Source organism: Fontibacillus forbon (genome assembly GCF_046559655.1).
Classification (GTDB): Bacteria; Bacillota; Bacilli; order Paenibacillales; family Paenibacillaceae; genus Fontibacillus.
Genome location: NZ_JBKGFV010000004.1, coordinates 609388 through 630216 on the forward strand (window position 1 = coordinate 609388; position 20829 = coordinate 630216).

At 48.5% G+C, this 20829-nt stretch carries 17 protein-coding genes and 1 pseudogene; 1 reads left to right on the top strand and 17 read right to left on the bottom strand.

What is annotated here, in order from left to right:
• Window positions 1-1073 precede the first annotated feature (1073 nt).
• From ACLB09_RS18350 to ACLB09_RS18415, 14 genes are all read right to left on the bottom strand, one after another.
• A complete protein-coding gene (locus tag ACLB09_RS18350) occupies window positions 1074-1610 on the bottom strand; it encodes a CarD family transcriptional regulator (RefSeq protein ID WP_410771302.1) in 537 nt (178 codons plus the stop codon).
• A 169-nt stretch (window positions 1611-1779) separates the two neighbouring features.
• Window positions 1780-5658, bottom strand: a complete 3879-nt coding sequence (locus ACLB09_RS18355; protein WP_410771303.1) for an S-layer homology domain-containing protein — start codon at window positions 5656-5658, stop codon at window positions 1780-1782.
• Window positions 5655-8498, bottom strand: a complete 2844-nt coding sequence (locus ACLB09_RS18360) for a GLUG motif-containing protein (RefSeq protein WP_410771304.1) — start codon at window positions 8496-8498, stop codon at window positions 5655-5657. The genes ACLB09_RS18355 and ACLB09_RS18360 overlap by 4 nt, the downstream gene beginning before the upstream one ends.
• 178 nt (window positions 8499-8676) lie before the next feature.
• The gene (locus ACLB09_RS18365) at window positions 8677-9801 is read right to left on the bottom strand and encodes a response regulator (protein ID WP_410771305.1); all 1125 of its coding nucleotides are present in this window, start codon (window positions 9799-9801) and stop codon (window positions 8677-8679) included.
• Between the two features lie 411 nt (window positions 9802-10212).
• Window positions 10213-10998 carry an S-layer homology domain-containing protein gene (locus tag ACLB09_RS18370; RefSeq protein ID WP_410771306.1) on the bottom strand — a complete coding sequence of 262 codons (786 nt, stop codon included), beginning with the start codon at window positions 10996-10998 and terminating at the stop codon, window positions 10213-10215.
• Window positions 10999-11033: 35 nt separating this feature from the next.
• On the bottom strand, window positions 11034-11243 hold the full coding sequence (locus ACLB09_RS18375; protein WP_410771307.1) for a helix-turn-helix domain-containing protein: 210 nt from the start codon (window positions 11241-11243) through the stop codon (window positions 11034-11036).
• Between the two features lie 10 nt (window positions 11244-11253).
• Window positions 11254-11727: a DUF2975 domain-containing protein gene (locus tag ACLB09_RS18380; protein ID WP_410771308.1), complete on the bottom strand. Its 474-nt coding sequence runs from the start codon at window positions 11725-11727 to the stop codon at window positions 11254-11256.
• 209 nt (window positions 11728-11936) lie between these two features.
• Window positions 11937-12350 carry a Na+/H+ antiporter subunit G gene (locus ACLB09_RS18385; protein ID WP_410771309.1) on the bottom strand — a complete coding sequence of 138 codons (414 nt, stop codon included), beginning with the start codon at window positions 12348-12350 and terminating at the stop codon, window positions 11937-11939.
• Window positions 12334-12615, bottom strand: a complete 282-nt coding sequence (locus tag ACLB09_RS18390; protein WP_410771310.1) for a Na(+)/H(+) antiporter subunit F1 — start codon at window positions 12613-12615, stop codon at window positions 12334-12336. Before ACLB09_RS18390 ends, ACLB09_RS18385 begins: the two co-directional genes overlap by 17 nt.
• A complete protein-coding gene (locus tag ACLB09_RS18395; protein WP_410771311.1) occupies window positions 12612-13091 on the bottom strand; it encodes a Na+/H+ antiporter subunit E in 480 nt (159 codons plus the stop codon). Before ACLB09_RS18395 ends, ACLB09_RS18390 begins: the two co-directional genes overlap by 4 nt.
• Window positions 13092-13105: 14 nt before the next feature.
• Window positions 13106-14581: a Na+/H+ antiporter subunit D gene (locus ACLB09_RS18400; protein ID WP_410771312.1), complete on the bottom strand. Its 1476-nt coding sequence runs from the start codon at window positions 14579-14581 to the stop codon at window positions 13106-13108.
• The gene (locus ACLB09_RS18405) at window positions 14574-14912 is read right to left on the bottom strand and encodes a Na(+)/H(+) antiporter subunit C (protein ID WP_410771313.1); all 339 of its coding nucleotides are present in this window, start codon (window positions 14910-14912) and stop codon (window positions 14574-14576) included. The genes ACLB09_RS18400 and ACLB09_RS18405 overlap by 8 nt, the downstream gene beginning before the upstream one ends.
• A 1-nt stretch (window position 14913) precedes the next feature.
• Window positions 14914-15336 carry a Na(+)/H(+) antiporter subunit B gene (locus tag ACLB09_RS18410; protein WP_410771314.1) on the bottom strand — a complete coding sequence of 141 codons (423 nt, stop codon included), beginning with the start codon at window positions 15334-15336 and terminating at the stop codon, window positions 14914-14916.
• Window positions 15323-17734 carry a Na+/H+ antiporter subunit A gene (locus ACLB09_RS18415; RefSeq protein WP_410771315.1) on the bottom strand — a complete coding sequence of 804 codons (2412 nt, stop codon included), beginning with the start codon at window positions 17732-17734 and terminating at the stop codon, window positions 15323-15325. The genes ACLB09_RS18410 and ACLB09_RS18415 overlap by 14 nt, the downstream gene beginning before the upstream one ends.
• Window positions 17735-17859: 125 nt before the next feature.
• Between ACLB09_RS18415 and ACLB09_RS18420 the strand changes: the two genes are divergently transcribed.
• Complete coding sequence (locus tag ACLB09_RS18420; protein WP_410771316.1) at window positions 17860-18543, top strand: universal stress protein; 684 nt, start codon at window positions 17860-17862, stop codon at window positions 18541-18543.
• A 90-nt stretch (window positions 18544-18633) separates the two neighbouring features.
• Here the strand turns inward: ACLB09_RS18420 and ACLB09_RS18425 are convergent, their stop codons facing one another.
• From ACLB09_RS18425 to ACLB09_RS18435, 3 genes and pseudogenes are all read right to left on the bottom strand, one after another.
• Window positions 18634-19197 (bottom strand): tyrosine-type recombinase/integrase, encoded by a 564-nt coding sequence (locus tag ACLB09_RS18425; RefSeq protein WP_410771317.1) that lies wholly within the window; start codon window positions 19195-19197, stop codon window positions 18634-18636.
• 205 nt (window positions 19198-19402) lie between these two features.
• Window positions 19403-19585: pseudogene (locus tag ACLB09_RS18430) on the bottom strand (response regulator); the annotation flags it as partial.
• 41 nt (window positions 19586-19626) lie between these two features.
• Window positions 19627-20463: a YitT family protein gene (locus ACLB09_RS18435; protein WP_410771318.1), complete on the bottom strand. Its 837-nt coding sequence runs from the start codon at window positions 20461-20463 to the stop codon at window positions 19627-19629.
• Window positions 20464-20829: the final 366 nt, after the last annotated feature.

Here is a 20829-nt window from a genome sequence, read left to right on the forward strand (position 1 = left end):
CCAGTACCGAATAAACCCATTATTCAACCCATGTAATACCCGTATAAAGATTTCGTCATTTCGCTTGTACGCACGATGTACCTTAAATAACTGTATTCCGTTACATCGAACAGACGATAACGATCCTAGAATTGAGCAAAAATGGGCAGAGTTAATTGAGTTACTTAGTGAAGATGAATGTTTAACTTTGAATTTTTTGAGCCAATGTACAAAAACTGAACTTTCGTTTCTTAGTGAAGTGTTTGAAGAGGTAGCATATAACTTGCAAAGCAGGAAGTACATTGATTTACTATATCTGCTAGATAAAAGGTACCCGGACTTAGACTTGAATAGTCATATTAAAATCGCTGAAGGCTATATGGGCTAAACTAGCAAGAACGGGTTGGCTGGAACTGGTCCGGATTGCCGAAGCTTTGAGGACATCGCCGGAATCATCGTGCTTGTACCATTTTTATCGCCTACTTGTCGAGTCTGCGTAAAAAGACTGGCGGCGAAACGGAAGGATTCCAATTGATGCAAAGTGTCATTCGTTTTAATCACTGCGTGAAACGTCAAGACCACCCGAACCAAGGTCCCATTCCATCCCAGGAAAATGATGCAATACTACAGCAATTTAGGGCGATTCATCGTACCACAGGCGAAAATCCTGCAAATGTGCATCATTTCGCTCGATATTGCCTCTTATCCGTACATGCCAGCAAAAAATAGTGCACTTTTGCAGCAATTTGCCTCGTTTACCCATTTTCGAGCTAATAATGATGTATTTTTGCAGTATTCTACTGAATAGAGGCTGAGGTTGAACTTTTAAATGGAATGTATGCATGAGTTTATTATCCAACGCGAGCATTTTTTCGGCAATCACGCTAATGACTCTTCTGCAAGGCAAGCTACTCCAAGTAACGGGTGGTCAGGATAGGTAATGACTAAAATCCCTGCAGGGGGAACGAAGAACTTCGAACAGGATACACCGGAATACCCCAAGGTTGGAAGATTGTGAAAAGTAAGCAGGTACCTGAAAACCTAAAAAGGCTTATCCCGAATCGGGATAAGCTTTTTCATTTTCAACTATGGCGCTATGCTTGTACTTCCGCCTTCTTAACCGCCTTTATCGCATCCACTCTTGACGCAATGTAATCCGGTACTTTCTCCTTCGGAATGTCGAGAGCGGCGGAAAGCTCGCCAAACAGCAAATCCTCGGCGCGTTTCATTACGGATTCGTCCAACGAGCCGATCTTTCTGTTCTGTTCCCCGAGTTCCTGTTTCTTGGCATAGATCGACATCGTAAGCTCGATTAAATCTTCGCAGATGTGCGAATTTAAAGATTTCTTATAGTGGTCCGAAAGCTGCCGCATCTCGCGGCTGTAAAAGGCCTCAACATGAATGAATGGGATTTTGGCAATGAGCCGCTCGGCTTCAACCTTTGAAATAATCGGCCGCATGAAAATCTTGTTGTTTTCAACGGGCGTGGATATGCCGCAGTCTTCAAACAGCGGATCGAGAATATAATAAAGTTTGGCGTCGCCTGAGTTCGAAATGTCGAGAGGTTTGATCTCCGTGATTCTGCATACTCCCGTATCTCCGTAGTGTATTAAATCACCAATCCGATACATCTATCGTAACCTCCTCGCCTGATATAAAGGCAAAATTTCTGATGATAACATGCCATACTTCTATTTTAAAGTAATTCTTCGGGCGAATGTAAGCGGAAATTTCTTGGGTAATGTAAAAGCACCGGCCAAAATGACCGGTGCTTTTTTGGGATTGATTGTTTTAAGTCTCTTAAATGAGACCGGACTTTTCTAACAGACGTTGCACCATAGCTGCAACCTCGGCTCTGGAAACAGGAGCTTTAGGGTCGAGTTGCTGATCACTCCGTCCCGAGGCGATTCCCGCCTGCAAGCAGTCAATAATACTTGCCGAAGCCCATGATGATATCACGCTTGCATCCTTGAAGGAACCCAGCAATTCTTCCCCACTGGCAGCCTGAAGGCTTGAGTTCAGTCCCGTAAGCTTGATTGCTTTGGCCAAAATCACCATCGCTTGTTCCCGGGTAATCTTTTCCGTCGGACGGAAGGTTCCGTCCTCGAAACCGTTAATGAGATTGTATGATTGCGCGGTGCCAACAAAACTGCTGTACCAATCCGTCGACTTCACATCCGAGAATGAAACGGCACTGTTTTCCGGCTTTAACCCCAGTCCGCGAACGATAATTGCTGCGAACTCGGCGCGGGTAATCTCTTTATCCGGGGCAAACTCCTCATTGCCGACGCCGCTGATCACCATCCGGGAGCCCATGTCATTGACGGCGTCTTTGGCCCAGTGATTCTCAACGTCCTTAAAGGTAATCGGATGCCAAATGACAGAGTACGTGCTGTTCGTCAAGCTGTTGATCTTAGCGTAATATTTGCCTCCATCAACGGTAACTTGCGTAGGTACATGGCGTACTGTGCCATCCGGATCAATAACGACGGCGGTGGTCACCTTGGAAGGATCCACGCCTTCAGGAAGGGCTATGGTCCGTTCCACATACGCATTGAACTTGGCTACGTCAATCGTCTTTCCTCCATACGAACCGGTGATGGTGAATTCGATTGGAGCCACGACCAGGTCAAAGGCTCCTTGCTCGGATGCCGACTGCACCAGCTTAACCGTATCTGCGGCAGGTTCGGCAATCTTCACCTGCACTTTAATATCCTGTAAGGAAACCTCGCTGCCGATCTGTTCCGATACGGCATCGATATTAATTTGAGTAGCCGGTAAAGTATAGGAGGCGTCTTTCGTCCGGATGACAAGAGTTGCCTGCTGATTTTCCATGTTTTTAACGATTTGGCCGTTCAACTCGCCAACCGCAATATTGGCTTCTCCTTGGATCGGGATGGTAACGATCGCGCCATTCCCTTCCTTGGACAATTTTTCTTCCAGCTTTTTCTGATCGACAGTCACCGTGAGCACTTTCTTATCGCCGTCCACAGTTGTCACGGCAGTACCCGCACTCTCGACCTTGCCGTTCACCCATACTTCTACATTTGTATTATTCGGAGTGGATGGTTGGACTGGAGCCGGACTGGAAGGTGCAGTTGTACCGCCTGTTCCGCCTGTACCACCAGTTCCGCCTGTTCCAGGCGTTTCAATATCAGGTTGTACTACGGACACCTTGGCGATGTTACTCGTCGCTGACGCCGTCTTCTCGCCAGTCATGTTGTGATCTGTGTTGGTCACCACAACATAGTAGTACAACGTACCCGCCGCGCCTGTCGGTGCGGAGAACGTGGCGTTCGTGGCGCCAGCTAACGGCGTTCCGCCAGTCGTACTGTTGGTCGTATTGCTATACCATTGATAGCTCAACGTACCGCTGGCCGTTGCGGTCACGCTCAGGTCAGCCACTCCGCCTACGTTCACCGTCCGCTCTTCCGGCTGAGCCGAAATCGCAGGGACTTCCGCATTGCTCAGTGTATTTACCGTCACTTGCGCAACCGAGCTTGTTACGGTTGCCGTCTTCCCGCCGGTCATACTGTCATCCGTATTGGTCACTACGACATAGTAATACGTAGTACCCACAACATCCGTCGGCGCGGAGTACGTTGCGCTCGTCGCGCTCATCAGCGGCGTACCTTCTATCGTACTGTTCGTCGTATTGCTGTACCATTGGTAACTCAGGTTACCGCTGGCCGTTGCCGTTACGCTAAGGTCGGCAACCCCGCCTACGCTCACCGTCCGGTCTTGCGGCTGTGCCGAAATCACAGGGGCTTCCGCATTCGTCGGTTCATTCACCGTCACTTTCGCGACGGAACTCGTTACGGTTGCCGTTGTCGCGCCGGTCATGCTGCCATCGTTGTTGGTTACCACAACATAATAGTACGTCGTACCCGCCGTACCCGTCGGTGCGGTGAACGTAGCGTTCGTCGCGCCTGTCAGCAGCGTACCCTCTACCGTACTGTTCGTCGTGTTGCTGTACCATTGGTAACTCAGGTTGCCGCTGGCCGTTGCGGTTACGCTCAGGTCAGCCATACCGTCTATGTTCACCGTCCGGTCTTGCGGCTGTGCCGAAATCACAGGAGCTTCCGCATTCGTCAGTTCATTCACCGTAACTTTCGCGACGGAACTTGTGACGCTCGCCGTCTTCTCGCCGTTCACGCTGTCATCGTTGTTGGTTACCACAACATAATAGTACGTCGTACCCGCCGTATCCGTCGGTGCGGTGAACGTAGCGTTCGTCGCGCCTGTCAGCAGCGTACTCTCTACCGTACTGTTTGAAGTATTGCTGTACCATTGGTAGCTCAACACACCGCTAGCCGATGCGGTTACGCTCAGGTCAGCTATGCCGTCTATGCTCACGGTCCGGTCTTGCGGCTGTGCCGAAATCAGAGGGGCTTCCGCATTCGTCAACGCATTCACCGTAACTTTCGCTACCGAACTTGTAACACTCGCCGTCTTCGCACCGTTCACGCTGTCATCGTTGTTGGTTACCACAACATAATAGTACGTCGTACCCGCAGTACCCGTCGGTGCGGTGAACGTAGCGTTCGTCGCGCCTGTCAGCAGCGTACTCTCTACCGTACTGTTTGAAGTATTGCTGTACCATTGGTAGCTCAGGTTACCGCTGGCCGTTGCGGTTACGCTCAGGTCGGCTATGCCGCCCACGTCCACGGTCCGGTCTTCCGGCTGTGCCGAAATCACGGGAGCTACTGCATTTACTGGCTCATTAACGGTCACCTTGCCGTCCATAACCGTCTTTTCCATCTCCATTAAATGGATATCAGTAAAGGTTAGATGATCCAGGTCGCTCTGATTACTCACGGTAATCGCCTTGTCACCTATTGATGCAGCATCTTTAATCCTGAAGGTTACATTAAACAGAGTATCTCCTGCTTCAAGCGCGTGATCGCCGCCTTCGGCATCCACCCATGCCGCATTCAACCAGCCTTCTTCATTATCGTGCCCGGACATGAAATGATCACCGGTCTCTGCCGTGATCTTCTCCACTTCCAGCGCGTCCGGATCGAAATCCAACTGCATTCCGTAAGCTCCCGTTAACCCCGATGACTCCAAGATGGAGACCGGCACATCCACCGTTTCTCCCGGAATTCCGGATGCGGTTCCGATAACGACTTTAACCGTTGGTGTTGAAGAGGTTACAGTCACCGTTCCGGGAGTGAAGTCTGTGATGATTTTCCATAATTCGTCATCTACCGTATAAAAGCCGGAAGCAACACTCACCGTCGCATTGCCGGCTTGCGCGCTTTCCTTTATTTTAAAATGGATAACAAAGACCTTTTGCATTCCTTCAAGGAAAGACATACTCTCACCAAAGTAATGCGCAGAAACCATGATCCGTTCATTATTACTTGGATCCACAGAAAATTCTAGAGAATCCACTTCCCGTGTCACCGGATTCGGCGATACCAGTTCAAGGACGTTCGAATCATAGGTCAATTCCAATTCATATCCTAAAACTTCGTCATCCCCCGGATCGATCGTAACCGGCACATCCACCGTTTCTCCCGGAGCCCCGGAAACGCCGCCAACCTCCACCGATACCGGATAAGAGTGTCCGGCTTGAACAATGGAACTGAAGGGAATCAGAAGCAAACACAATACCATGAACATCATGAATGTTTGTCTGAAATAGTTAGCCTTGCCATGGATACGATGCCTCATTTTCCTGCCCCTCCCAAGTAAATCGCCATAATCATCTGTACATCCACATTATCCAGCACTTGATTGTCGTCCATATCCAGTGCCTTGAATTGATCTTCCGTCAACACGATCTTGCCCTTCATATGTTGCGTAATCATCAAGGCATCCGCAGGAGTTACAAGTCCGTCGCCATTGCCATCGCCCTTCAAAACCGGCTTGGCTTTGACGATCTGCTTCACCGTAAACGTTACATCCGTCATATGATCCGCCGAGACCTTAACCGTCGCGCTGTAAGTTCCCGTAGGCAAATTGTCTTTCGCTCTCACGGTAAACGTTGTTGAAGGCGTTCCTTCATCCAAAGTGGTGGAAACAGGAGCCGTAATCACGAATTTATCGTCATCCGCACCGGTAAGGCTCGCTGCCAATTGGCTCAAGTCCCCCGTTCCTGTCCGGGTAACGGTAACGGTTTTCGTTTCTTGCGTGCCAGGCAGATAATCCGCCTTCAATTCCGCCAAATCCAGATCACCCAGGGTTGCAACGGTATACGTAAGCAAGTCCCACTTTGCAAATAGCGTAACGTCGGCCGGACCCATATTGAACTGGTTTCCTTCCGTATAAGTCTGTCCGCTGCCGTCCGTCTTCGTATTCCAGCCCGTGAAGACATATCCGCTGCGCGTTAGATTTCCGGAATTCCCCAATACGGTAACGGGACTGCCTTCCGGATAGCGGTTGCTGTCCGTAGGCACCGTGCCTAGCAGACTGCCGTTGCCGTCATAAATAACGCTGGATGGCGCTTGGAACGCACGTAGCACCGGGTAATTGTTTCCTTCATCGATCGACCAAGTGTTCGCAAAGTCCCAGCCGGAGTAGGTGGATTTTATCTTCATCTTTGCCGCCGTCATCGGCTGGCCTACTTGCGCAAATGGGCCAGGTCCGGCGACTTCCATGTTATACATGCTTTCAGCCAGCAAATATTGGTTTTTCCCCAGCAGACCGTCCACATTCGAGCCATTTCCTGTCACTCGGCCTACTGCATAGGTGTTGACGACCTCCCCCGTGCTTCTTCCTGCCAAACCGCCGACGTAATCACCCGTCCCCGTCACAGTGACCGTCGCGTAGCTGTCGGTGATGTAAGGATAATCGGGCCAATATCCCTCGCTGTCTCCTACCAGACCGCCGACATAGGAGCCTCCGCTCACGGTTCCGCTGGCGTAACTGGTGCTTACGGTAGCTCGGCTGTTCGTCCCGACTAATCCGCCTACGTAATTGCCGGTACCCGACACGGTGCCTTCTACGCTGCTGTTTGTAACTTTGCCGTGGTTGATTCCGACCAGACCGCCCACGTATTGGATTCCTTGAACTTGTACATCCTCCACGCGGACGTTGTTAATCTGGCCGCCTGGGCCGAGAATACCGAACAAGCCGGCATAATTGGCGCTAGAATTTACTTTTACCCCGCTGATCACATATCCGTTACCATTGAGTCCCCCGGTGAAATCTTTGTACATCCCCGGTACCCCGATCGGTTTCCAGTGATCCGTATATGCCCCCAAATCGATGTCATTCCCAAGTTTATAAAAAGCTTTCGTATTCACCCGCATCGCATCGAACTGTAGGGCCGTCGTAATAATGTACGGATCGTCGACCGTACCCGAACCCGCCATAGCATCACTCCACTGCGAATATAACGTAGTGTTGGAAGCACCCATGACAAAGTTGTCTCCTTCGTCATACTTCGTACCGCTTCCATCCGGTTTCGTATTCCATCCGACAAACATATATCCGTCGCGCGTCAGATTGCCGGGATTGCCCGGAACCGGCACGGCAACTCCCTCGGGATTGACGACGCCGTTCGGTGCCGTGCCTGCCGCATTGCCGTTACCGTCGTAGTTCAACGTGTAACTCTTCTGAAAAACACGCAGCTTTGGATAATCGTTAACCGCGATGGACCAGATCGTGTCGAAATCCCAAAAGAAAATTTTAACAAAGGATGGATCCTTCATCTGAGCCGTAGTAAACGGCATCCCTTTGTTATTGTCGTCGCTTTGTCCGGTCGTTTCCTTGTCATAAATGCTGTTTTGGACGCTCCCTTGATTGCTCTTTCCGACCAAACCGCCAACATCGGTCGTACCGGTCACCCTGCCGACGGCCAGGCTGTTTTTGATCTGTCCCCCGTTTATTCCGACGAGACCGCCGACATTGCTGCCGCCTGTCACGCTGTTATCGGCATAGCTATTTTGGATATTTCCGTAATCGGTTCTTCCTACCAATCCGCCGACGTTAGTTTGCCCCGTTACGCTACCGCTTGCGTAGCTGGTTTTCACGGTGCCCCCGTCCATATCCCCGATCAGGCCTCCGACATGCTGTGTTCCGGTTACAGTACCCTCGGCATAACTATTGCTGATATCTCCCCGGTTCTGCCCTACAAGACCGCCAACCCAATCCAATCCTTTCACGTTTACATTCTTTAATCTTACATTTGTAATCTTGCTTCCATAGTCGACAAGACCGAAGAGGCCTACGTATAATTCGCCAGGCCGATTAATCTTCAACCCGGTGATCGTATAGCCAGCCCCATCGAACCCGCCCATAAACGGGTTGCCGTCGAAACCGATCGGTTCAAAATTCGAAATTCCGCTCAGATCGATATCTTTGCCGAGTTTATAGTAAGCATTTAGATTATTGAGCATACTCGCTAACTCGTTTGCCGTCGTGATAATATACGGATCATCTGCCGTACCTGTACCTGAGCCTGCCGCTTTGACTTTGCCCTGTAGCCAGGCAAGGGAAGACAGCATCGTAACTGTCACAAGCACTACAGCCATAATAATCGACATTTTCCTCATCATTTTTCCGTTCATCTTACATTGCTCTCCTCCTTTTTGTTCACCTTTGATCATAATCAGGAATTCTCACAAAACGCTAACATACGACAATTTTCAGCATCCATACCGTCCTCCCATGGTATCGCTACACCGAATATCCGCCTTTAAATGCAAAAAAAAGGACCCCGAACCCCCAAAGAGGCCGAAATCCTTATCAAAAACGCATATCCTTCAAATATTGTCTTAACGTTTCCGGCGGTTCTACGCCCAACTCTTCCAAATAGTCCGTCTTCATTCTTTCGTAATGTGATAAAAATGAGGTTCTATCTTGTAAGTCCATATAAGTGCGCAGAAGAATCTCATGGGCTTCACCATCGAAAGGCACTCTGCCGAGCAAGGATAAAAGAACTTCGGTTCCCTCGCGATAGTTGCCTTTCTCCAACTGCCATCTAGCTACTTTTTTAGCAAGACCGCCGTATAACCGGGACATCCTCTCCCGCTCCGCCTCGCACCAAGGATAATCCCGGCTCCCGAAAAGCGGCCCCTTATATAGATGAATCGCCTTCCTTACTCCTTCAATATTTCCGTTGTTTATCTCATTCGTATGGATAGCGGCTTGCTCCAACATCACGTAATCGCAAAGATCATCGATTTCCATCCGGTAAAAGCCCCGCTGGGAAGTGATTCGCACGCCAATCCCGCTATCTCGTAGCGTCTTCTTCATCCGGTACACGGCCATATGCAAATTATGATTGAGTTTCTCCGAAGACAACACCCCTGGCCACAGGCTGTCGCACAGCGTCCACTTCGAAATATTCGTGTTCCGGTGGACCAATAAATAGGCAAACAGCTCTTCCGCCTTAGCGGTAGGAAAACGAATGGGTTCCGTCTGCTCCGCCTTGTAGATCTCGAAGCCCCCTAGGCACACGATCCGTGAAGGATCTTGTACCGGTCCTGCACTTGCCGGGACGATCCCCTTCCTTCTTCTCAGTACTCTATCTATCGTCCGATGCAACAGATCCGATTCCACCGGCTTTAGCAAGTAGTCCAACGCATTGACGCGAAAGGCCTCCAAAGCATATTGGTGATAGGCGGTAACAAATACGATCTCTATGTCTTCCTGTACCTCCAGCAAGCGCGATGCCAGCTCCAACCCGCTCATCTCCGGCATTTCGATATCCAAAAAAGCAATATCCGGCCTAAGCCCGCTCACATCTCTCAGCAATTCCGAAGGGTCCGTGTATCCGCCGACCACTTGTACGTCGTTTCTTTCTCCGATCAGTTTGCTCAACACATTCAACGCAGGTCTCTCATCGTCAAGCAATACGGCCCTCAACATTGCGCATCACTGATTTCATCACCGAATGGAACCGCCCTGCCCAGAAGGCTCGACCCGAAATTGGACACTTGTCCACTCCCCTTTCCAGCTATAATCGTTCGAACGAATCTATTTTCTGAACGTCAAGACGCAGGTCGCCGCGCCGCGTGTAACTTCTGCAAAAGCTCCAAAGAGGTCTATAAAATATATGTACGAACCATCTTTCAATTAAACACACTTCGTCAAATTCTTCGGAAATCCATTATATCAAAAATTCGACATTTTTCGCCAAAAAAATTACGATCCGCTAGCACTTTACTCCTTGAAAATAAACCCGAATACTTCCTTGGTCCTTGAAGATTGTCCGTGAAGCAAGAAAAAACCCTTGTTCCATCGGCAATACCGACAGAACAAGGGCTTACTAGTGATATCTCAGTTATTTCCGAAGACATGGATTTTAATTTCTCCGTTGATAGGAATATCCTCCCAATCCGGACTCCACGTCCCGCTCAGCGGTTCTCTGCCGAACAGGCGATTGGCGATTTTAATGCGTTCCGCTCTCGTCAGGTATTGACCTGCTCTGAATTTGCCATCCCCATAACCATCGATGTACCCGGCAAGATGTGCGGCTTCAACAGTCCGCCTTCTCGGCAGAGGCCCATGGACTATATCTGGAATAGCGTAGGTTTGATAGTCTTGCAATCTACCTTCAAAAATCAATTGAAAATCCGCGGAATGAGGCAGCTCGCTTGGTTCTAGCAGAGAAGGGTCTTTGTCAAAGTAAAGGACCTTTCCTCTCCTCAGGACAGAGGCGACAAACTCAGAACAAAAGAAAGCATGCTTTCTCTGGATCGGCTTCTGAACCATCACGCCGAATAATCCTATGAAATTATAGCGGTAGCGTTCTTTTCGCATAGCGAATTCCTGAATATACCGATACATCATTTGATATTCATCAGGGGTTACGGTTAATGAATAGACGGCACAATCCGCTTGCCTAAACAGGTCGGAGTGAAGATCCTCCCTGACGAATCCTCCAATAAAGGGGTTGTTTTCCATTTTCCGCCCAAAGCTGTAGACCTCGGTCAATTCGGCATCAAAGGCGATGGAAGCATGATTATAGGGTTGTCTGGTATAGGACTTAATCACCCGGTTTAACATCGTTCCCGTATCGGTTAAAAGGAGATATATTTTTCGTTCTCCGGTCAACATCCTCACCTCGTCTTACATCCTTTCGTGCGCTATGGGTTTTGCTATTCCCCGCTTTTGTATTCCAAAATATCTCCGGGCTGACATTCCAAAGCCTGACAAATCGCTTCTAAGGTTGAAAAGCGAATCGCCTTGGCCTTGCCGTTTTTCAAGACGGAAAGGTTCGCCATCGTGATTCCGACCCTCTCCGAAAGCTCCGTTACGCTCATTTTCCGCTTAGCCAGCATCACGTCAACATTAATTATGATCGCCATTGTTTTCACCTCAGACCGTTAAATCATTTTCCGATTTTATATCGATGGCATTCTTTAACAGCTTTTGAAGCACCGCCGCAAAGACCGCAATCACAAACGAGGCAAAAATAATGACCAGTCCGATGACGATGAGCCCCGGGGCGTCGTCCTTCTCGGCCATCAAATAAAGGAACGGCTCGCTTGCCGCAAACAGGATACTGATGGCGATCGCACAGTTTTTGATATTTTTCAAAGTTCCGACGGCCAAATCCGAGAAAGCCTGATTCATGTCAATATAGCTTAACAGTCTATATGCCTGATACAAGGCAAAGAAGAACGGGATTACCGAGACGTAGATCACGATAAATACCGGATACACCCAATAGGGAGAAAAATAGTCTGCCGCTTCATTGACGATCCTTGGCAACCCCAATACGCACAAGGCAAGAACCGGAAGCCCGATCAGAACAACAACGGCCTTTAAAAAAAGGGTTTCTCGCTTCACAAAAAATGCACCTCACTTGAGTTATCAATAATTTGATTATACACAGAATTTATCGTTAATCAATAAATAATTGTTACTTATCATGATATTATTATTGATAAATCAGCGAGTCATGGGTAAACCTTTGATGATTTCATAGCTTCATAACATAAAAGGGCACCGAATCGTCGCTGTCGACGAATCCGATGCCCTCATGCCGGTTTCTTGTTTCAGTTTGTGGCCAGAGGCTTGCTCTCCTCCTCAATGACATCTATCTGATCTTCCGAATCCAGATTCTCATTCTCCATATAATAGTCCTTCAACTCATCTTGAACCGTACCTTCCGCTAACGGCACATGGTGACGATATGCCGACCGACAGATCATATGCGCAGCCACCGGAGCCGTCAGGAATACAAAGAAGATTCCCAAAATGAGGCGGATGCTGAAATAACCGTCGGAGATTAAAAAGTACAGCAAGGTTCCAAGCAGCGCGCACAGCACGCCGAGCGTAGAACTTTTAGATGCAGCATGAGATCTTGTATATACATCCGGCAACCTGACATTCCCGATCGCGCTGATCAAACTGAAGACCGCCCCGATCAGGATTAGCACAGCCCCAATGACTTCACCGCTTCCGCTCAATGACAACACCCCTTTCCAGGAATTTGGCAAAGGCGGTCGTTCCGATAAACGATAAAATTCCGATGAGCAGGATCAGGTCAAAGAAAGCATGCGTGTGCAAAAAGACGGAGAATACCGCGATGCTGGCAATGATATTAATGCCGACCAAATCCAGGGCCTGCACGCGATCCGCACTGGACGGCCCTTTCACAACCCGGTACAGGTTGGCCATGATCGCCAGCACCAACAAGCATAAAGCAATAATCATGATCGTATCGAATATCATTTTCTTGTCACATCCTTTATTGCTTTTTCAAATACCGTCTTCGACTTGATGACGGCCTCTTTGGAGTCTGGCATGTTTAAGCCATGAATGTACATCACCTTCGAATCAGAGGAGATTTCCATGACGACCGAGCCTGGGGTCAAGCAAATCAACAAGGATAGCAGCGTGATCTCCAGATCCCCCTCCAAATCGGTCTCCACCTTGAAGATCCCCGGCTTCACATCCAATCTGGGCTGAAGCACATGCTTCATGACCATGATGGAAGAAGTAAACAATTCGTGTATGAAAATAACAAACAGCTTGCCGACTGCGGCCAGAGTAAATAAATAATACGGCTTTTTGAAAAAACGGCGCATGAAGAACAAAATAATCAAGCCGACGAAATAGCCGCTGATAAAGTTCAGTACATTCGTCTCATCCTGGAGAAACATCCATAAATACGCAATGAATATATTGAGCAAAACCTGAATGGGCATAGCCTTCTCCCCCTTTAGTCAAACACGGCTTGAATATAGAGACTCGGGTTCAACAACTCTTCGGTAGCTTGGGCAACATAGCCCGCAATGCCTTCCGCTCCGATCCCTAAAGCGAGACTGGCGACCGTGAGCAGAACGATCGGAAGCAGCAAGCCTTTCGTCGTTCCCGCCTCTTCCTCTTCGCTCAGAATCATTTCGCCCCAGAAGGCATTCATAAAGAGCTTCATCATGGAGTATAGGATGAACAAACTGGCTACAAGACCGATGGCTCCGAGCCAAAAGTATCCCCCCTCAAATGTCCCCCGGGTAATGAAAACTTTGCCGAGAAAACCGCTAAGCGGCGGGATGCCCACCATAGACAAGGCGGCGATGAAGAACATCCAGCCTAACCCGGGGTGCCGCCTGATCAAACCGCTAATGTCTTTCAAGTTGCTTGTTCCGGTCAAATGAATCACCGTGCCGCCGATCAAGAAGATAATGGCCTTAATAATCATGTCATGAAGCAAATAATAAATGGAGCCCGTGATGCCTGCAGGGGTTAAGGAGACCATCCCCGCCATAATAAATCCGACACTAATGACAACATTGTAGGTTAAGATCTTTTTCAGATCCCAATAGCCCATCGCCCCAAGCCCGCCCAATATCATCGTGAGCGCAGCTAATATCGCTATAAACAGATGCGTAATCTGCGGTTCATGGTAAAAGATCAAGGTAAACATGCGGAAGATCGCATAGATCCCCACCTTGGTCAGCAGCGCGGCAAAGATAGCGGCGATAGCCGTCGGGGGTACGCTGTAGGAGCCCGGAAGCCAGAAAAATAGCAGCAGTCCCGCCTTTAGCGCGAAGACAATCAGGAATAAAAAGGCAACGGTAGTGATGAGTCCGTCCTGACCCACCTCGGCAATTTTGAGAGACAAGTCGGCAAGGTTTAAGGTGCCTGTGATCGAGTATAAATAAGCAACCCCCATCAGAAAGAAGGCCGATGAAATAATGTTCGTAAAGATATATTTCAAAGACTCGCGAAGCTGTCTCTTTTCGCCGCCAAAGGTGATCAGTACGTAAGAGGCAACCAAAAACAGTTCAAAGAAGACATACAGATTAAATAAATCCCCCGTTAAGAACGAGCCGTTGACCCCTGTCACCAGAAACAGAAACAAAGGATAGAAATAAAGCTTCTGCTGCTTCCTGCCCATCATTGGAAAAGCATAGATCAGACAGCATACGGCAACAATGGACGTGGCCAACAGCAGCAATGCACTGAACATGTCCCCAACAAAGCTGATTCCATACGGAGCTTCCCAACCGCCTAGCTGCAGGGTCTGAATCCCGTGATGGTGGATCTGACGGATCAATTGAACAGAAACGGCGGCCGTAGCAAGCAAGGCAATCAAGCTAAGCACCCGCTGAAGCCGGATATTCGTATGAAAAATAATGAGCACCATGCCTATTAATAACGGGAGGACGACCGGCGCGATTAATAAATTATTCATGCTCCTCCCCCCTTAGCTGTTCCATATCATCTGTCCCGAAGCCCTGATAGGCTCGATAGCAAAGAACCAATACCAACGCCGTCACGGCAAAATTGATAACGATGGCCGTCAGCACCAAGGCTTGAGGAATGGCATCCGTGAAGTTCGTATTCCGCTCCCCGAGCAGCGGAGGAGCCCCCGTCTTCAAGCCGCCGGAAGTAATGATTAGCAGATTGACGGCATGGCCGAGGATGGATGTCCCCAGAACGATCCGCAGGAGATGTCTCGATAATATTAAATAAGTGCCGATGGTGACTAAGATCCCGACCAGAATGACGATTAAAGTGTCCATATTACCGGTCCTCGCTTATGCTTAGAATAATATTGACCGCAGTACCTATAACCGCCAAGGCTACCCCTGTATCAAAGATCAGCGCGGACGCGAGCTCGGTTTCTCCGAAAATCGGCAAATTGAAATAGTCGAACGCCTGGGTCAAAAAAGGTTTGCCGAAGACAACGGCTGTCATCCCTGTCCCGACTGCAATTAACACGCCGATCGCCGCCAGCTTCTTGAAATCCATCCGAATATTTTCCCTGACCTTCTCGATGCCGAAAGAAAGATGCAGAAGAACAATCGCCGCAGCCGTGCTCAGCCCTCCAATGAATCCGCCCCCGGGATGATGATGGCCGTTCATGAACAAGTAGATCGAAAAGGTTAGGATGATCACAACGGCTACCCGGGTTACGCTTTGCAAGATCACATCATTCTGCTTCATGCTCTTTCCCCCTTTTGGAACGCTGCCGAATCAATACGTAAACGCCAAGTCCGGCAATCGTTAATACGGATATCTCCAGCATGGTATCGAAGCCGCGGAAATCCACTAATATCGCATTAACAATATTTTTGGCACCCGCCAGCTTGTATGAATTCTCGAAAAACGACGTGATAGGCTCAAATAATTTGTGGCCGTTCGCGGATAATCCCAGAACGGTTACCGTCAGTCCAACCGCGATCGAGACGAGCAAATTGGTCCATTTGAACGAAATACGCTCCACGCTTTTCTTCAGCTTAGGCAAATGGTAGAAGCACAGCAGGAACAGCACCGTAGTTACCGTCTCTACAACCATCTGCGTCAATGCCAGATCCGGAGCCCGGAAGATCACGAAGAACATGGAGACCATATACCCTAACGCGCCAAGAGCAACGATAGCCACGATCCGATTGGCGGCCAATAGCACCGTTAATGCGGAGATGATCATACAGATCACAAGCCCGGCATCAAACACATTAATCATCGCGTTATTGGAGAAATCGAACCGGATCCCATGGAACCATAAGAGCGAACCCATCAATAACAGGACGAAGAATATGAAAATGTACAACAAATAGTGTCTCAGCGAGCCCGTCATATACCGGTTGGTCAACGAAGCCGACCATCGCTCGGCGCCCAATAAGCCTTCATTGAAAAAGTGATTCAGCGTCAATCCCTGCGGGAATTTGCGGGCCGCCGGGAGCCACCGCTTCTTGGCCATATAGAGCAGAACTCCGAGGAGGATCACCCCGAGCGTCATCAGCAATTCGTAGTTTATGCCGTGCCAGGCACTGATCTTCAGATCATAGGAAGAGACGGTCATCATCGGCAGAACCGCGGTTAATGCCGGCGCAAGGATATATTTGCCCAGTACGTTAGGGAAAAAGAAGATCAGCACCACAAGCAGACCAAGCACAATCGGAGCGATGAGCATGCCGATCGGTGCCTCATGCACCTTGCGGTTCAGCCGCTCGGGATGATATTTCCCTCCGAAGGTTTTAAACACGAAAATCATGCAGTACACAAAGGTAAGGATACTGGCTAACCAGGCAATGACCGGGAACAACGCACCGATGTTATTCAGTCCGAAAATGCCGGCTTTGGATACGTCGAGTACGGCCGCAAAGAACATTTCCTTACTCAGGAATCCGTTAAACGGCGGTAAGCCTGCCATGGATAAGCCTCCGACCAGTGCAATCGTAAACGTGATCGGCATCACATGCATCAAGCCGCCTAAATAGCGAATATCCCGCCGGCCTGTTTCATGATCGATAATGCCGACCACCATAAACAGGCTTCCTTTAAAGGTGGAATGATTAAATAAATGAAAGAGGGCCGCAAAGGTAGCTACGGTAAACACAGTCCCGCTCTCGCCGGGGCCGAAATACACGGCTAATGAACCGATCCCGAGCAGACTCATGATCAATCCTAATTGGCTAATGGTCGAATAGGCCAGCAGCGGCTTTAAATCCGTCTGCCGCAAGGCCGTCAACGAACCATATAGTAGCGTAATGATCCCGACGCCGGATACAAGCCAGAACCAGACCGGACTGCCGCCGAAAACGGGGGTCATTCTTGCTACCAGATAAATGCCGGCTTTGACCATCGTAGCCGAATGAAGATAACTGCTTACGGGAGTAGGCGCCTCCATCGCATCCGGCAGCCATATGCTGAACGGAAACTGCGCCGACTTCGTAAAGGCCCCTAACAGAATGCATAACATGGCAGGAATAAACAGCGAATGTCCCTGGATGACCTCCATATTCGCAATTAATTCCCGAATGCTATACGTATCCGCCATCATGATCAGCATAATAAAGCCCGCCAGCATGCCGAAACCGCCAAATACCGTAATCAGCATGGATTTCATGGCGCCTTGCCTGGAGCTCTTCCGCTCATACCAATAGGAAATTAACAAGAAGGAAGATACGCTTGTCAGCTCCCAGAACCCGTAAAAGGCCAATAAGTGATCGGAGAATACCAGTCCCAGCATGGCTCCCATGAACATCAGCAGGTAAATATAGAAGTTATGGAGCGCCTCCCGTACCTTGGACATATAAAAAATAGAATAGAGAATGACCAAGGATCCTACGCCGGAAATCAGCAGACCGAACAGCAAACCAAGACCATCCACATAGGATGTGATATGAATGCCTAAAGACGGAATCCAGGAGAACGTATATTCAAACGTCTCTCCGGAGGCAACAGCGGGTATAAATTGCAGCAAATAGATCAGGATAGATATTGGAACAACCAGCACGAACCAGCCCGTATGTACTTGGCGATTCAAATATTTGTACAAAAAGGGTACAATACATGCAAAGATAAACGGCAGAAATATAAAGAGATATAATGTAATCAACCGCACTCCTCCTCGCTAGCAAATCGAATCCTCTTAAATACCGTTTGACTCTTGAGGTGACTTCCACTATAGTCTTACGTAGTTTAAAAAAGCTCCATTATTAACCTTGAGGTGAATTATTTAAAATGGATAATCTGTTCAATGAGAGCATACTTGTCTGCGTTTATTATGGGCCGAACGGAGAAAGATTACTCAAGCGCGGCTGTAAAATCGCCAATATGCTCCAGGCTCCGCTCTATGTATTAACCATTGATCCGAAGCCGTTCGATGAATTGGATGCCGAGAAAACGTTTTATATCGAGAAATGGAAAGAGTTCGCTCATTCTCACCCTACGGCGCAATTCATTATGAAGGATAATGAACATCGCCCCGTATCCAAGGTCATTGCCGAAGTAGCGAGAGAACACCAAATTACTCAGATCATTTTGGGCCAGACCGCGCATAGCCGGTGGGAACAAATTACGAAGGGATCGATTATTAATTCCTTGGTGCGTGACATCCCCTTTGTCGACTTGCACATTGTTTCCGTCGCCCGTTATATCCGGGACGAAGAAGGACTGTATGAAAAGGGCGTTCGCGCCTATTTAGCTCAGGACGGAGATCAATATCAGCTTAGCTTTAACCATAAAAAAGATACTCTTTATGAAGGTATTTTCTTCAAGGAAGCCGATACCGACTTTGATAATGGTATCTTTCGCTTTATGAAAGATGCAGAAACGCTGCAGGTTCTGGTTATAGATGGGGTTGTTACGGAATTGAAGAATGTAGACATTCAAACAACAATGAACCTGAACGACGCAGATAATTAAATTAGAGGTCTATTCCGTACCTGTTATCCAATGCTCTCTACATAATTTATGTGGGGAGTTTCTTATTATTGGCGGATTAATGCGGTTCGATTACAAGTTCACATCTACTTTGATAGGCAGCCCTTCGCTTTTATTCACGCCTAAATACTTCAGTGTCTCCGCCGTAGAGTGATGATTCAGAATCGATTTGATGATGGAAATGGCAATCCCCCTATGGTACGCATGGTAACCGAACGTCTTCCTCAGCGTATGCGTTCCGATATTCTCCGATATCCCGATTTCCCTTGCGGAATGATTAATAATCCGGTAGGCCTGCTGGCGGGTAATCGGGCCTCCATCCTTCTTGGATTTAAATAAATAGTCATCCGCTTTCCAATCCTTGCCGGACAAGTACTCATTCAAAATATCCCCGATCTTGCTGTTTAAGTAATAAGCCTTCTCCTCTCCTGTCTTCTCGTCCTTAATAAACAAAAACTCTCTCGGGCTCTGACCGTCCCACACGTCCTGTACCGTAAGGTTCAGCATATCCAGAAGATTCAAACCCGTATTAATGCCGAGTACAAAGAGCAGCAGATCCCTGATGGAGTGTTTTCTCAGCTCCTCTTTCATCGCTTGAATGGTCTCCATGTCTCGAATCGGATTCACATATTGCACCGATAATCCCTCCGAATGATGTTACTTAATTGAAGTTTAACATATATTAAGTAACATCACAAATGAAGATTGAATAAAATCGGGGGATTTTCTCAGCAAGCTTTTCCCCTTTTACCAACGCAAAAGCACCATGCAAGCATAGATATTGCCTCTGCCTGCATGGTGCTTTTCGTCTCTTCTAATGAAGCCAAACCGGCCTACCCCTTCACGCATATAACCACACTTTCAACAACGACAACAGCCTCTCCGCATCGACCGGCTTGCTGATATAATCCGAAGCGCCGGCCTCGAGGCAGCGTTTGCGGTCTTCCTTCATGGCTTTGGCCGTGAGGGCAATGACCGGAATTTTCTCGAAACCCGGCATCGTTCGAATGGTCCGCATCGCCTCGTCCAAAAAAAGGGTCCGGTGGCAACCGGACCCTTAGCAATCTATTTCGCAATATCCAAAAACCCTTCCCCGAACACATCCCGTACATCGTGAATGGTGAGAAAAGCGGTCTGATCAATGGAGCGGACAATCTTCTTCAGCATGGAAACCTCTTGCTTGCTGATGACGATGTACAGCACTTCCTTCGGATTCTTCGTATAGTACCCGTGACCCGACAGCACCGTAACGCCGCGATCCATCTTGGTAATGACCTCTTCTGCGATCCGGTCCTGCTTCTCCGAAATGATCGTGATCGCTTTCTTGGAATCCAGCCCTTCGATCATGAAATCCATCACCTTCGTGCCTATATACAAAATGATGATCGTCAGCATCAGCTTCTCTGCGCCAATAATGAAATAGGAAGAAAAAGCTACAATCAGATCGAAAAACAAAAGCGCGTAGCTGATTTTCCAATCGAGATATTTATTCGCGATCCGGGCCAAGATTACCGTTCCCGCCGTCGTTCCGCCGACTCGCACGATCAAGCCGATCCCGACCCCGACCATCACGCCGGCAAAAACGGCATTGATCATCGGCTCATGCGAATCGATCCTCCAGCTTTCCGTGACATGAAGGAACAACGAGTTGAACGCTACCGCAATCACCGTATAAATTGTCGTTTGCCGATCCAGGAATTTGTATCCCACGATCAGCAGCAAGCCGTTAATCACGATATTGACGAGGGAAGGCGACCACTGGAACAGGTAATACAGAATAATCGTGACCCCTGTAACGCCTCCTTCCCCGAACTCATTCGGTATGATAAACAGGTTGACGGCCAGCGCGAACAAGAAAGCCCCCAATAAAATGAATGCGATATCCGCCATTCTCTTCTTCATTTTGAACCTATTCCTTTCTTCAGCAAAATTACAACCAGTTCATCGTATCTATTTCCATCCATAAAATCAATATGACTTTGACACTTTACTTCGCTATCCAATTCACTAGGAAAAGTATCTCTAGGAATCGCGCCACATCATCTGAAGCAAAAAAACCACCTTCAGGGTGGCCATTTTAATGACATAATCTTGCGGAAACTAAACATTGAAATGTATATCGGCTGGCGGCATGTTTTCCTCAGAAATTTTTGCCTTTATATAAGGGCGAGGAGGTAGCGATAGATGTATCTGATTGGTGATTTAATACACTATTATCCCGATCCGCTGTTTGAAGACTGCAGCATATCCACGCCCGGCTCGTGTTAG